This window comes from uncultured Tateyamaria sp. (assembly GCF_947496075.1).
Taxonomy (GTDB): Bacteria; Pseudomonadota; Alphaproteobacteria; order Rhodobacterales; family Rhodobacteraceae; genus Tateyamaria.
In genome coordinates this window covers 390,377-404,421 of record NZ_CANMBJ010000001.1, presented here as the reverse complement: position 1 = coordinate 404,421, position 14,045 = coordinate 390,377, and the positions used below count along the sequence as shown (strand labels likewise).

Annotated in this window: 12 protein-coding genes; 4 read left to right on the top strand and 8 right to left on the bottom strand. The window is 60.4% G+C overall.

All coding sequences use genetic code 11. From position 1 onward, the window contains the following. Positions 1–32: 32 nt before the first annotated feature. Positions 33–1,340 (bottom strand): adenylosuccinate lyase, encoded by a 1,308-nt coding sequence (gene purB, locus Q1A51_RS02040; protein ID WP_299603209.1) that lies wholly within the window; start codon positions 1,338–1,340, stop codon positions 33–35. Between the two features lie 81 nt (positions 1,341–1,421). Here purB and Q1A51_RS02035 point away from each other — a divergent pair, with 81 nt between their 5' ends. The 3 genes from Q1A51_RS02035 (at position 1,422) to Q1A51_RS02025 (ending at position 2,842) form a co-directional block, all read left to right on the top strand. Next, a complete protein-coding gene (locus Q1A51_RS02035) occupies positions 1,422–1,754 on the top strand; it encodes a hypothetical protein (RefSeq protein ID WP_299603207.1) in 333 nt (110 codons plus the stop codon). Further along, positions 1,744–2,151, top strand: coding sequence for a DUF6314 family protein (locus Q1A51_RS02030; protein WP_299603205.1), 408 nt, complete (start codon positions 1,744–1,746; stop codon positions 2,149–2,151). Before Q1A51_RS02035 ends, Q1A51_RS02030 begins: the two co-directional genes overlap by 11 nt. A gap of 91 nt (positions 2,152–2,242) precedes the next feature. After that, complete coding sequence (locus Q1A51_RS02025) at positions 2,243–2,842, top strand: biotin transporter BioY (RefSeq protein WP_299603203.1); 600 nt, start codon at positions 2,243–2,245, stop codon at positions 2,840–2,842. Positions 2,843–2,937: 95 nt separating this feature from the next. Here the strand turns inward: Q1A51_RS02025 and Q1A51_RS02020 are convergent, their stop codons facing one another. The 6 genes from Q1A51_RS02020 to dddP all read right to left on the bottom strand — a co-directional run bounded on the left by Q1A51_RS02020 (position 2,938) and on the right by dddP (position 12,479). Next, positions 2,938–4,173, bottom strand: a complete 1,236-nt coding sequence (locus Q1A51_RS02020; protein WP_299603200.1) for a bifunctional alpha/beta hydrolase/OsmC family protein — start codon at positions 4,171–4,173, stop codon at positions 2,938–2,940. Between the two features lie 177 nt (positions 4,174–4,350). Next, entirely contained in the window at positions 4,351–5,658 is a 1,308-nt protein-coding gene (locus Q1A51_RS02015; protein WP_299603197.1) for a tryptophan 7-halogenase, read from the bottom strand. A gap of 2 nt (positions 5,659–5,660) precedes the next feature. Beyond that, positions 5,661–7,802: a CTQ-dependent lysine 6-oxidase LodA gene (lodA, locus tag Q1A51_RS02010; RefSeq protein ID WP_299603194.1), complete on the bottom strand. Its 2,142-nt coding sequence runs from the start codon at positions 7,800–7,802 to the stop codon at positions 5,661–5,663. Next, entirely contained in the window at positions 7,803–8,879 is a 1,077-nt protein-coding gene (locus Q1A51_RS02005) for a tryptophan 7-halogenase (RefSeq protein ID WP_299603191.1), read from the bottom strand. Then, positions 8,879–10,828 carry a LodA/GoxA family CTQ-dependent oxidase gene (locus tag Q1A51_RS02000; protein ID WP_299603188.1) on the bottom strand — a complete coding sequence of 650 codons (1,950 nt, stop codon included), beginning with the start codon at positions 10,826–10,828 and terminating at the stop codon, positions 8,879–8,881. Before Q1A51_RS02000 ends, Q1A51_RS02005 begins: the two co-directional genes overlap by 1 nt. A gap of 310 nt (positions 10,829–11,138) precedes the next feature. After that, positions 11,139–12,479 carry a dimethylsulfonioproprionate lyase DddP gene (gene dddP, locus Q1A51_RS01995; protein ID WP_299603186.1) on the bottom strand — a complete coding sequence of 447 codons (1,341 nt, stop codon included), beginning with the start codon at positions 12,477–12,479 and terminating at the stop codon, positions 11,139–11,141. Between the two features lie 121 nt (positions 12,480–12,600). Here dddP and Q1A51_RS01990 point away from each other — a divergent pair, with 121 nt between their 5' ends. Then, complete coding sequence (locus tag Q1A51_RS01990; protein ID WP_299603183.1) at positions 12,601–13,347, top strand: DUF3445 domain-containing protein; 747 nt, start codon at positions 12,601–12,603, stop codon at positions 13,345–13,347. Positions 13,348–13,372: 25 nt separating this feature from the next. Here the strand turns inward: Q1A51_RS01990 and Q1A51_RS01985 are convergent, their stop codons facing one another. Further along, complete coding sequence (locus Q1A51_RS01985) at positions 13,373–13,816, bottom strand: glyoxalase superfamily protein (protein WP_299603180.1); 444 nt, start codon at positions 13,814–13,816, stop codon at positions 13,373–13,375. Between the last annotated feature and the right edge of the window lie 229 nt (positions 13,817–14,045).

Sequence of the window (14,045 nt, the reverse complement as noted above, 5' to 3'; positions counted from 1 at the left end):
AAGTAAGGCGGACGTGTCGTCCGCCCCGCAGGTCAACCTTCGGCGAACACCCGGGCAAAGATCGTGTCGACATGCTTGGTGTGATAGCCAAGGTCGAATTTCTCTTCGATCTCTTCCTTGCTCAGTGCGGCGGTCACGTCTGCGTCGCCCAGCAATTCCTCTTTGAAATCTGTACGATGTTCCCAGACCTTCAAAGCGTTGCGCTGCACCAAGGTATAGGCATCCTCGCGGCTGACACCGGCTTGGGTCAGGGCAAGCAGCACACGCTGGCTCATCATCAGGCCGGGGAACTTGTTCATGTTGTCCAGCATGTTCTCGGGGAAGATCAGCATCTTGTCGACAACGCTGGTCAGACGGGCAAGGGCGAAGTCGAGCGTGATGGTGGCATCGGGGCCGATCATGCGCTCAACCGAGGAGTGGCTGATGTCCCGCTCGTGCCAAAGGGCCACGTTTTCCATCGCCGGGATCACGGCAGAGCGGACCATGCGGGCGAGGCCCGTCAGGTTTTCCGTCAGAACCGGGTTCTTCTTGTGCGGCATCGCCGACGAGCCCTTTTGGCCCATCGAGAAGAACTCGGCCCCTTCCAGCACCTCGGTCCGCTGCATATGGCGGATTTCGACGGCGACGTTCTCGATCGAGCTGGCCACCACACCGAGCGTTGCAAAGAAGGCTGCGTGACGATCACGGGGGATCACTTGGGTGCTGATCGGTTCGGGGACGAGACCCAGCTTGTCGCAGACATGTTCTTCGACAGCAGGGTCGACATTGGCAAAGGTGCCAACGGCACCGCTGATGGCGCCCGTCGCAATCTCGGCCCGCGCGTCGCGCATGCGGCTGAGGTTGCGGTCCATTTCTGCATAGAAGCGGGCAAAGGTCAGGCCCATTGTGGTGGGTTCGGCGTGGATGCCGTGGCTGCGCCCGATGCGTGGCGTGTCCTTGTGTTCGAACGCGCGGCGCTTGAGGGCGGCAAGCAACCCTTCGAGATCGGCAATCAGGATGTCGGCGGCGCGGGTGAGCTGGACGTTGAAACAGGTGTCGAGCACGTCTGAGCTGGTCATGCCCTGGTGGACGAACCGCGCCTCGTCGCTGCCCACATGTTCAGCCAGGTGAGTGAGGAAGGCGATGACGTCGTGCTTGGTCACAGCCTCAATTTCGTCAATGCGGGCGACGTCAAACTCGACGTCTTTGGCCTTCCAGACAGCCTCGGCATTTTCGCGGGGGATCACGCCCAGATCGGCCATTGCGTCACAGGCGTGGGCCTCGATCTCGTACCAGATGCGGAACTTGGTGGCCGGGTCCCAGATCGCAACCATGTCGGGGCGGGAATAACGTGGGATCATGGGGCACCTTTTTGTGACTGTCGGATATCGTGCCGCGTCCTTAGACTGAGGCCCGACGAACGACAAGACGAAGGCCCCCATATGAGACGCTTTGCCCTGATCTTGACCCTGATGGGCAGTCCTGCTGCTGCCGAGGATTGGGAGGCTATGACGGGCGAGCAGATTCGCGACGCCCTGACCGGGCGCACGCTGGCCTATCCTGACACCACGCAGGATTTTCGCGATTCAGGTCGAACCCTTTATATATACAAGGGGCGTGAAAGCTGGGGCTATTGGCGCATCGAAGATGATCAGTACTGCAGTCAATGGCCGCCGAATGACATGTGGGCCTGCTACATGATGGATCGCAAGAATGACATGTTGCGCTTTGTTGGGCAGGGCGGAGACATCACGGAAGCCAGCTATGCAGACTGATCGTACGTCGGCAGATTTTGCCGGTGCGTGGGCCATCGAACGCACGATCACTCCCACCGTCGGGCCTGTGGTCCGCCTTGAAGGAACCGCCCGATGGGTGCCTGTGTCAGATGGGTTGGACTATTTCGAAAGAGGTGTTTTGCAGATGGAAGGTGCCGCCCCGATGCAGGCGGAACGCAAGTACCACTGGACAACGGATCTGTCCGTGTTCTTTGACGATGGGCGTTTCTTTCACAGAGTGCCGTGCTCGGGCGGTCGCACCGAGCACTTTTGCGATCCGGACACTTATGTCGGAACCTATGATTTCACGGCCTGGCCTTCCTTCAATGTGACGTGGGACGTGAGTGGACCACGCAAGGGCTATTTGAGCGTGACCCGATATAGCCGCATAGGCTGATGTGATCGCAAACATCCGCTTTGCACTTGCAGAAACCGCGACCCCTTGGCACAACACGCGCACTTCTTTTTGACCTGACAGGTGAGGCCTCATGGAATCGACGTGGAATAACAAGGTGCTGAGCGATATGCTTGGCGCAACAGAGGGTACGGCGCTGCGCGTCAAGCAAGTTGCCCTGGTGGTGTTGGGCATTGCCTTTCTTGCAGTTGCAGCAAAAATCAAGGTGCCAATGTGGCCCGTTCCGATCACGATGGGGACCTTTGCCGTGCTGACCATCGGTGCAGCCTATGGCGCGCGTCTGGGTCTGGTCACGATCATTGGCTACATGATTGTCGGCGCGCTGGGCTTTGACGTTTTTGCCGGGTCGTCGGCTGAGAAATTCGGCCTGACCTACATGATGGGCGGCACAGGCGGTTACCTGGTTGGATATGTGATGGCTACCGTTGCGCTGGGCGCACTGGCGCAACGCGGCTGGGACCGATCGGTGCTGTGGATGGCGCTGGCGATGCTGATCGGCAACGTACTGATCTACGTTCCGGGCCTTGCGTGGCTGGGTCAGCTTTACGGCTGGGACAAGCCGATCCTTGAGTGGGGCCTGACACCGTTCCTAGTGGGGGATGCGCTGAAGCTGGCGCTGGCCGCTCTGGTTCTGCCGGCAGCATGGAAACTGGTGGGCCGCGCACGCGGCTGATCACTCTCCTGATCCAAATGAGAGGCGCGGTCCCTGACGGGGCCGCGCCTCATTTCATTCTTGGGGTCGGATTGCCGGTCTGAGCCCGTAAAGGGTTAGGTGATCTCCAACACCTCACCCACGGGCGCGAGTTCAGTCAAAACCTTAGAAGTTCTCTCTAATGTCCTGTGAACAGGGCATTTATCGGCGATTTCGAGCAGTCGTTGCCGCTGTGCATCATCGAGGCGGCCGGTCAGGCTGATCCTGCGTTTCCACTCGTCGATCTTGTCGCCCGAACCTGTTCCCGCGTCCTGCGCATGCACTTTGTTGTGGCTGACATCGACATGGACATGATCCAGTGGCCATTCCTTGCGGCGCGCATACATGCGGATGGTCATGGATGTACAGGCCGCCAGACCGGCCGACAGCAGGCCATAGGGCGACAGGCCCTGATTGGTGCCGCCATAGGCGCGGGGTTCATCCGCGAGGATGTGGTGGCGCGTTCCGTGGGTGATGTCCTGCAGGAACCCCTTTGGATCGGCTTCCGAGCTGCGCACGATGCCTTCGGGCGCGCCGATGGGCGGGGCGGGTGGTTTGAGCTGCAAGTACTTCTTGGCCCATGTGGCGATGATGTCGGCGGCATACTCCGCATGCTCGGCCTTTGTCACCAAGTGATCCGCGTCGTCCAGCGTCACGAAGCTTTTGGGATGTTTGGCGGCGAGGAATATCTCGCTCGCGTTGTCGATGCTGACGATCGTGTCGCGCGGGGCGTGCAGAACCAGAAGGGCGGCGTTGAGCCGTGCGATGGCAGGTTGCAGGGCTTCGTCGGTCACGTCCTCGACAAAGCCTTTGCCGATGCGGAAGGGACGGCCACCCAGGTTCACCTCGGCTTCCCCTTGCGCGATGATCTCGGACAGGGCGTCAGAGAAGTTGTGCGTCACATGTTCGGGGTCGAAAGGCGCACCAAGGGTTGCGACAGCTTTGATCTGGTCCAGCCGTGCGGTTGCCTTGAGCACGGCAGCGCCGCCAAGAGAATGGCCGATCATCAGAGTGGGTGGCAGACCGCGCCCCTCAAGATATGCGACGGCTTGCACAAGATCTTCGACATTCGAGGTGAAGGATGTGTTGGCAAACTCACCTTCGCTGTGGCCCAAACCGGTAAAATCAAAGCGCAGCACGGCGATGCCCATCGTGGTCAACCGCGCCGCAATCCGACGCGCGGCCGGGATATCCTTGCCGCAGGTAAAACAGTGAGCAAAGACGGCTGTGGCCAGATGTGGCCCGTCGGGCATGTCGAGCCGGGCGTCGAGGGTTCCGGCATGACCGGGGAATGTGATGCGTTCAGTGGGCATATGCTGTCTCCTTGACTGGGAGAATGGTACAGGATGCCTTTGGAAAGAAGGGGCGTGACATAGTTCTCACGCACAGGTGTTGCCGTGACATATGGTGTGCCATCTGGAACCCGAGCCGCGCGGGTGAGAATCTGCGTGCAAACGGGAACGGACAACACGGGGTTTGCCGGGATAATGTCAGGCTGACGGGGCTGTACCAGCAACGATTGTCAGGTCTTCGATGGCAAGCAGCAGTCGTTCGTCCGGGATGTCGGGAAAGGTCTGGCGGGCCTGTCTGACAAGATCAAGCTGTGATGTCGGCCGTTGCGCTTCGCCTGCAATCCAGCGGGCAACATGGCCCGGCACAAAAAGCGAGGTATCCCCATTGGGAGCGGCGCAAACTCTTGCACCGGGCCCTCTGGTCACCTGCGCAGAGCGGAAGCGCCAGAATGGTGCGTCCGCCCACCTGTCTTCGGTCCTGTAGGTTCGCCAATGTGTTTTCAGATACGCCGCGTGATCCTGCGCCACACCGTCCAGATAGGCGGGTTTCAATGCGCCGGTTCCAAAGAGCCAGTCGGCGGCTACGCGGGCTGCCTGAATGCCGCTGCCGATCGCGTTGGGTATGCCGGAGGACGATAGCGGGTCACGCGCGGCGATGGCATCCCCTGCGGCCACCATGGGAGTGTTTGGATCTCCGCGGCTCAGCAGGCCGGAGAAGGCGGGCAGGGTTTCGAGCTGTGATAGCTGTGTCTGACCCGCTTTGATCAGCGGCTTGATATGCTGTGTTTGTGACAGGTGGTCTGCCCACACCTGCGGGTCCGACAGGCGCAAGGCATGTATGCGTTCGGCGTCCGAGAACAGGCACAGAATGGTGTCCCCAGTGGGCAGGGGGGCAGCATACCACCAGCCATCCTCGAAGGCTTCGACGCGTGTCATCTGTTGGGCATCGTCCGCGCGTGGCAACCGCGTGCTGATCGCTGTCAACGTGTCGTTGCGCTGTCGATGCGCCCCGTCCCGCACTGAAAATCGCGATGTTCGCCCAGCTGCATCGATCACGTAACGCGCGGTCATGACACGATCGCCCAAATCCAGGTGCCAGACTGCACCATCATGGTGGCAGGCCATGACGCTTGTTTCGGTTTGTAGCGGCACACCCCGCCGCTCTACCTCGTCCGCCATCATTTGTTCAAAACGCTGGCGGTCGAGCGCCCAGCCTGCGCCGTGCAGCGTCAGGATAAAGTCCATGGTGCCAAGCGCGTCGCTGCCCCATGCCGCCTCGCTTCCCAGCAAGCTGAGTCTCTGTTCCTGTTCGAACCGGTACCACAGGTCGAGATATTGCAGTAACCCACGGACGCCCGGTGACAGGGATTCGCCGACTTTCGGCTGTGCATAAGCGCCGCGTTCAAGGACGGTGACAGAGATGTCGGTGCGCTTGCACAGCGTCAGTGCGGCGGCGGTGCCCGCAGGTCCGCCGCCGATGATCGCAACATCGAAGTGCTGATCCACGGTCAGCCCTTGGCTGCCGTGGAGGCCGCGGCCGCCGCTGACGTGATTTCGGTGATGTGCGCCTGCGCCAGTTGTCCGAAGTTCCGTTCAGTTTCAACGATATACGGGACCTCTTCGGTGCCGCGGTTCAGCAGAAAGCCCAGCATGAACCACGAGTCGATCATCTTTTGTGCGGAATCGATGCCGCGTTGGAATTCGACATTCTGGCCCTGTGGCACGATGGTCTGCCCGTCAATGTCGCTGACAAAGGCGTCGAGCACTTGATCCTGCGGCAATTGCGTGCCGGTGGTCACATTGAACGGGCTTTGTGGCGGCCACCAGTAGACATAGAAGGCCGGCGGCACCTCGATCCCCGATCCGTCTGCCAGTTGGTTGACGTGGATGTTGGTCAGGTTCGGGGTCTGGACCGTGCATTCATGGAAATCGGCCATCCACGGGATTGCCATACGTTTGGTCAGGTCGCCGGGCTCGCATCCGCCGCCTGCACATTCGTTGTGATCAACGCTCAGGCCCTCTTTCTCATAATGCTTGGACATCTTGGCGTAGCCGCGTTTGTCATGGGCCAGCTTCAGATGCAGGGGGGCGTCATAGATGGCTGCGCTGCGTACACTCCACGTCACTTCGATCCCGGGGCTGAACGGGGCACCCACGCAGTTGCTGGCGTCCACTCGGTCCATATGTTCGGTCAGTGACAGCGGGTCGGGCTTGTCGGTCGTGAAGTGCCCGCATGCCCATTGGTACAGATAGAAATACTGCGTGGGTGACAGCGTTTCGAACTTGTAGATAGGGCCCGTGTTGGTGACCGAGTTGTCGCCGGAATTGAGCGGCATCATTGGCAGGCCCGACAAGGTGTCGGGATCATTATCCTTGAGCGCGTAAAGCTGGCCGGGGCCTTTGGACATGGTGGCGTAGAACTCGCTGTAGTCCTTGGGCAGAAGTGGCATGCGGAACAGGTTGAAGTACCGCATGCGCTGGTCCGAGTTGCCGTCGCTGGCATCCCGCATATCGAATTTCGGATTGGCGAAATCATCCATGGTGGGGACGTTGGCTACGTATTTGTAGAGGCCCATGCGGTCGACGATGGGCTGCACATCCCGTTCGAAGTTCACGACATAGTCCGGGTTGAAGCCTTGCAGAGGTGTATAGCCGTTGCGTGGGTCGCGGGGCCAATCCGAGGAGGTATCCCCACCGGGGAAGACATCAGGCCGCGCATTGCGTTTGCGGATGGCCACGTCGTCCATCGTGTCAGCCAGCGTCGTGATGTTCACGATTTCGGGCGCGTATTTCGGGCTGCCCACGACCAGCCAGGCCGATGATGTGTCGTGCACCGTCCCGTCGGCCATGGTCACACGCGCAAAGACATAACCATCCGCGATGTCGTCCCAATAGCCTGCGGCCCCACGGAAGCTGGAAATTTCTGCGCTGCCCGTGACGCGACCAAAGCCACCCAATGCGATGAGATTGCCCTGTGCATCCATCTTCAACTCGCCCAGCGTGTCAATCTGCTGACCACCATTTGATAGGTCGGGGAAGGACCCGTGCTTGTAGTCTTCGGGGATATTGTAGCGCGAGAAATCAATGCTGGTTTGCGGCGCCGAGATGTGGCGGGGGCCGGGGTCGATGATCAGCTTTTGCCGCTTTTTCCTGCTGGTCACATCCGGGTTGTTCCATGGCACGTGGTTGTTGTCGTAGCTGTTGCTTTCGCCGAATTCGAGGTCCCCCAGCAGTTCAGAGAACGTGTACCAGATCGGCTTCTTGTTCGCGACATGAGCCACCCATTCGATCTTGTCGATCTCTGCGTCGTCCAATGACACCTTACGTTCAGCTCCATCGTCATCCTTTTGAAAAACATGGAATTTCGCGGCTTGCCGCTTGATCGCGCCGGTTGCGTCCTTGAACACGGTGACAGGCCCGGCGTCCGGCGTTTCATTGCCCCATTCATCGCAGGTAACGGGCAGGCCACCGGTTTCGGTTGGCGACAGATAAAAGTCCGTCAAGCTGTTCCCAAGCCGTGCAACGCCAATGCGGGGGTGAATCTCAAATGTGGGCAACTGCGTTCCTCCCAGAAATGTGGAATGATCTGAATAACCATTCGTGAATGCGGCACCTGAATAGGGCCAGCTTGCATATGCGGCAGATTCCACTCAAGCGGGAACTGCTGACGTTTTGCTCTTTTCCAGACCGGCCCGTGCGTGGTGTCGCCAAAACGGCGTGTCAAAGGGTAAAGCGGCGTATTGCAGATGGGTTGTGGCATGCGTGCGTTCGACCGTCCGGGTCAGCAGGGCATCGTATACTTTGGGGGCCTCTGCATCGCCTGAAATCGCATCTGCGGCGGCGTTGCCTGCAAAGAAACCGGCGGATAAGGCATTGAAAAGCCCTTGGGATGTGATCGGGTCAAAGGCGGCTGCAGCATCGCCCGTTGCAAGCCATCCGGCGCCAGAGGTGTGATCCAGAGCTGCGCTGCGGCAATCCATTGACCAGGGCGGAGTGGATATTCCGTTCAGCGATACAAGCGACAGTGTATCCTTCACGCTGTCCAGGAAGGCGGTTGGACTGGCACTGATGCGTTTGGCGGTGGCGGCGTCTGTGACAAACCCGACTGTCCCGCCGGTTTTGTGCGGAACCATGTACCACCACCCATTCGGCGCGGCTTCGGCCTGCATTGTTGCATGTTGCGGCGCGCCCAATTGCCAAAGAACGGCGACCAGTGCGGGGCCATGCAAAACAGTGGCCTGCTGACGTCTGGCGATATGGGCCGGGCGGCCCGTTGCATCAATCACGTAGTCTGCATGCCGTGTTTCCGTGCCTACGGGTGTTTTCACCATCACACGCCACCCCGTTTCAGATGGGTGGCTTTGGGCCACGCGCGCCTTGTGCAGTGTCACGCCCAGATCAAGGGCCCGTTCCCGCATCGCTTTGGCAAGTGCGCGGCGGTCGATACCCCAGCCGTGCAAGCCGAGACCTGGATGCGCGCCATGGGATTGCAGGCCAGCGGCACCCCAATGGCTGACAACATCGCTGATCAACAGCGCGTCCGTCAGAACGTGGCTCAAGCCCAAACGCCGCACAATCTGCGCGGCACCGTGGGCAAGCAACTCGCCACGTGTTTCGGCTGCTGCCCCGGATGGATCGACTACGGTGACGGGTACCTTGCGTTCCGCAAGCGCAATAGAAGCGGCAAGCCCCGCGGGCCCGCCACCGGCAATGAGAACGGCAGGCACTAGACCTCGCCGCGGCCCAGCCGTTCGAAGGTCTGTTCTTCGACGGCGTCCTCGGTGCCTGGCGCAGTGCCCAATGGCGTGGCGGCCTTGTCCTCTTGCGCTTGAAGGGCGACGACACCCTTTGCCAACCTCAGGCTGGGATCGCCCTTGGTGAAACTGGGTGAGCGCCCGGTTTCGACAAAGCATGTGTCGGGCAGCCCCGCGCCCTCTGGTGGAGTGTGGGCTTCGACCAGGCCGGTCATCCACCATTTGTGCACCATGTTATTGATGCGTGCGGCGTAGCCCGTGCCTTGCAGGTCGCGCAGCCAGAAGCGGCGGTTGCTGAAGTGGCGCTGCACTTGAAGCGGGGCGAGGTCCGGAGTGGTGGCTATGTTGTAAGCTTCAATGGGCAGCACTTGGTTCGGGACACGCGCGCCCCAGAAACTGGGTGAGCTGAGGTACAGGCTTGGCGTATAGACAAGACCCGAGTTGCAGGAGGCCTCGTCCGTTTGCCATGGCACCCCCATCCAGCGCGTCAGACTGCCTGCGCCGGTTGGTCCCCAAGGCCCATCCGATGCCAGCGCCTGTTCACGGCTGAGCGTCACGCCGTAGTTCTGGCGCACCGGCTCACCCTCGGGCAGGGGGCGCAACCGATAGGGTCTGTCCGGATCCCACATTGAGGCGAGGCGCATGGGCCAGGTCAGTTCGATGCCCGGGTGAAACGGGCCACCCAGACATTCGTGCAACGCGGCGCGATCCAGTTCCCGGGGCTGATCCGCCACGGCGATGTTGTCAAAATCCGGGATTACGGGGATACCATCCCAGTCGGCTTCAAAATCGCCGTTCGCCCAGTTTTCGATGTGCTGATACTGGGTCTTGGTCAGGAACAGATCTTCACGTGCCGGATTGACCAACTCTCCCTCATGAGGACCATCAAGATATCGGTCTCCGTATGTGTCTCCATAGAAGGGGGGCAGGGCCGCATGTTTCAGGGCCTCTGTCTTGCTGTTGCGGAACAGATTGAACACGGCCTGCCTGTACGCGGCGCTGGCGTCCGAAGGGTCCCCCATCTGCGCAATGATCGCCGGGTCGCGCGCATCCAGCGGCGTTCCTTGACCAGCAAGAAGCAAGATGCCGTCGCACACCCATTGATGCCCGGTCATCCTGTCGAAGATGGGCCAGATGTCGCGGGTGAAGCTAGTGTGTTCCGGGGCGTCCAGAACGCCAAGCCCAAAGAACAGATCGCGTACCACGTCGTCCATCGTCACAACACCGAACAGACCCGGGCCAAAGTTCGGGGGCGCGACGATCACGTGGGCGGGCTGCGCTTCGAAATCGCGGCCACCGATGGTGATTGTCGCGCGCACTGGGCCGTCGCATGTGTCGTCATGCCAGCCATCATTGTTGGCAAAAGTGGTGGGCGCGGTGCCGGGCACCAGTGGCTCGGACTTGCCATGCCCACCGAAAAACAAAAGCCGCCCTTGGTCGTCGGTGCGCAGTTCACCCAGATACACGGGCTTGCCGAAAAAGGTCCCGTCGTCGAAGGCGTCGGACGTTGTGTTGGGACCGCTGACATGGCGCGCGTTGGGCCGAATGCTCAGCCGTTCGCGGTCATCGTCATTGAAATCTGCATTGCGTTTGGGCGGTTCAAACACCTGATCAGGCGGCAGGTCCATCGCGTGCTGGAATTCGTACCACCCGGCCTTGAGATTGGCCACTTCCACCCGCCAGTTGATCTGGGCGTCGGACGCCGTGATTTCGCGCACTTCCCCGGATTTGAGGGTCGCGTACACTCGGAAACGCGCCACCTGGCGTTTGAGGTGACCATGGGCGTCGCGAAAACCATCTGTGTCTTTCGGTGTTTCCCCAATCACCTCGGGGGCAAGGAAATATGCGTCGTTCGCATTTCCGACGCGGGCGACACCGATTGCCGGGTGGATTGCGATGCTTTCAATGTCGTCGGCGTTCATATGATCCCCAAAAAATGACTTTGCTCGCGTATGAGCGAAAAATGCAGTTTCAACCCAACATAGATTCGACTGATATATTCACGTTATGCGAGAAATACGGTTCCGCATACAGTTTTCATGATTGTCCTGGGCGAAGATTGAAACAGACCTGCCTCCATCGAGACTGGGCAAGTTGGGGCCGGGCAGAAACGCTTTTCCAGGTTGTCGGGGGTGGCATGGATGCAGGGCGACCTGCGGTCTGCCCACACCACGCACGCAGAGGCGGGGATTTCCAAGATGCGCGCCGGGATGGCGCGCTCGTCCTCAGAAATCAGAGACCCATCAGCGCGGGATCAAACTCGTATCCAATCAGGTTTTCGAACCCGTCTTCCGTAACCAGCACCTGATCCTCCAGCTTGATGCTAAAGTCCCCACCGACTTCACCCACTGCAGCTTCGACGCACAGCACCATGCCCGGCTGAAGCGCGTAGTCGAATGCGCCCGGCACCGCCTTGTCGGGATAGGCGACCAATGGCCATTCATCGCACAGGCCAACGCCATGCATGAGGCAGCCGTATTTCTGGGCCTGGAATTTGTCATCCAGCACATGTGTGTTGGCCGTCAACTCGGGGATCATAACACCCGGTTTGATCATCTCCATGTTTTGCATGATGTGTTCGTGCGCGTGCTGCATGGCATAGACCATGTCGGCGCGCGGTGTGTCAGGACCGATCCACCAGCTGCGCGAGATGTCGACGCAGATGCCGTATGATCCGACAAGGTCGGTGTCGAAGGATATGATTTCGTTCTGCTGGCAGATGCGTGGCCCGCATTCCTGAAACCACGGATTGGTGCGTGGACCGGAGGACAGGAGCCGCGTTTCGATCCATTCGCCGCCGCGTCTGACGTTCTCGGCATGCAGGATAGCCCAGATATCATCCTCACATGTCTTGCCATCGCCGACATTGGCCCGCGCGAAATCCTCCATCGCTTTGATCGACGCTTCGCAGGCGTTGACCGCGCAGCGCATGGCCTTGATTTCGTCCGGGCCTTTGATGGAGCGGGACTTCTCAGTGACTTCCTCGCCATCCATGACGGTGAACCCCTGCGCCTCAAGCGCGCGGAGCCCGTGCACCATCGGTTTGTCGACAGCGAGGCGCGTATGGCCGGGGGCGTGTTCCGCGCAAATCTCGCGCACGGCATTGGCAAAGGCATCGGCGGCGATGTCGATCTTGTCGCCCCGGTCGAAGTAGAACAGATCAGCCCCGTGCCGCACCTCTTTGACCAGCGGATTGAAGGACGACAGGAAGGGGGCGTTCTTGTAATCCCAGATCACCATGTAACCATCAGCGCACAGCAGTACGGCCCTGAACGGGTTGTGCGTGTTCCAAAGCTGCATGTTGGTCGAGTCGGTGGCGTAGCGGATGTTGAGCGGGTCAAACATCAAAAGGCCGGCATAGCCGCGATCAACGATGTGCTGGGTCAGCCTGCGCCAGCGATATTCGCGCATGTTGGCGAGGTTGGGCAGTTGCAGGCCAGCAGCCTCCCATTCGGCAAAGGCAAGTTGCGTTGGGCCGATTTCAATGCGGTCGGCATCATTCGGTGTGCCATCGCCCAACGCGGCGCCGCGATTGGGGTCGATTTTGCGCGTGTCACGGTAATGCTGGTTCATGGTGCGTCCTTCCCTGAGGGCAGGGTGCCGTGGATTCGTGCGGTGCAGTTGCCCGTTTCCGACAGGGAACCGGCGTTTTTTTGCTGTGGCGTGTTGATCGAACCCCGTGCAAATGTGCGCCATGACCGTGATTTTGCAGCGTGAATTGCCCGAAGACATGCGCGTCAGCCGCGCCTTGCCGGGTATCCAGCCCGAGGGCGGACTGTGGCTGCGCGTGGATGATGCCTATGCCGAACAGATGGCACGGCGTGAGGCCTTGTTGGCGGAACGAGCCGGTGAGGTCTTGTACCTCGACCCGTTGGCGCTTGACGCCGCAGATGAATTGCTGAATGCCGTGCTCGACATCTTGCCCGCGCAAGGGTTTCAGCGGGATGGCAATGACGTCACCTGTCCGGATGGGCGCATTGTATCGTTGGATCATTCCGCGCCGATGAAGACATTGGGGCGGCTGTGCCAGAACGACTTTGTATTGATGCAGAAGCGCGGCGACGAACATGTGTTGACTGGCGCTGTGTTGTGTTTTCCGGCCTCGTGGCGGCTGAGCGAGAAAGCTGGCCGACCTCTGGTCGACATTCACATACCCGTCTCGGAATACACCGGTGACCTTGCACGCCGCGTGCAGCGCCTGTTTGACGGGATTCAGGTCGGGCGTCCGCTGTGGCGGTTCAACCAGCTTTGGTATCAGGACCCAGAACTGTTCCAGCCCCGGTCTCAGTCAGAACCGCGACGAGTGGGGGCGGGCCTGACCGAGGGGCCATATTATAGGAGCGAACGGCAGACGCTGCTGCGTCTGCCGCAAAGCCGTGCGGTGGTGTTTGCCATTCACACCTATGTGCTGGCGCGCGAAGACGTGTCAGGGCTGAGTTAGGCGGGCCAAGGACCGCCTGACCCAATCATCTGCCGCACCAGGCATCGTGGATAACCACATGCGGTTGCCCGTTTGACGTGGTGCGCAACGTGCGCCCGCGCTGATCCACGACACAGTTCACCTGCTTGCGCCACGCCGAGAAGTGCCGCGACGCGACAACGTCAATTGCATCGTCAAAGCGCAGGGTCAGGGCGTGACGCCCGTTCGGCATGAGCCGCGCGGATTTCACGAAACCCGCAAAGCGATGCCCCAGGTAGCGACCGGACACGCGTTGTCCGGGATGATACCCGTGTTGGCTGTCGTCCTGCGCCCGTGCATTCAAGGTGTTCCAATCGCGCGCACCCCATTGCCGTGCCACCGTTTCCAGCGCCAGGGAATGGGTGCAAGGGGTGCCAGCCTCGTTCATGGCCGCACGTAATCGCTTGGCTTGCGCCTTGAGCGCTGCGCGTGAGGGAAGTGGGATGTCCATATCCGTCTCCGTTCTCCGGTCGCGTGATCTGGGCAGCTGGGTCTCCGCGTTGCCATGCCCGCGACCGAAATTGGGGTCGGATCGTCAGGCTTCACCAAGATGCGGAGGGCAGGGGCCTGAACCCTATGGCCGACCATCTATGATGAGGCTGCCGCAATGACAAGCGCGTTGAGCAGGTTTTGCATCCACAGAGCATCGCAAAGATGGCCAAGCGCGACGACGGCGCGCA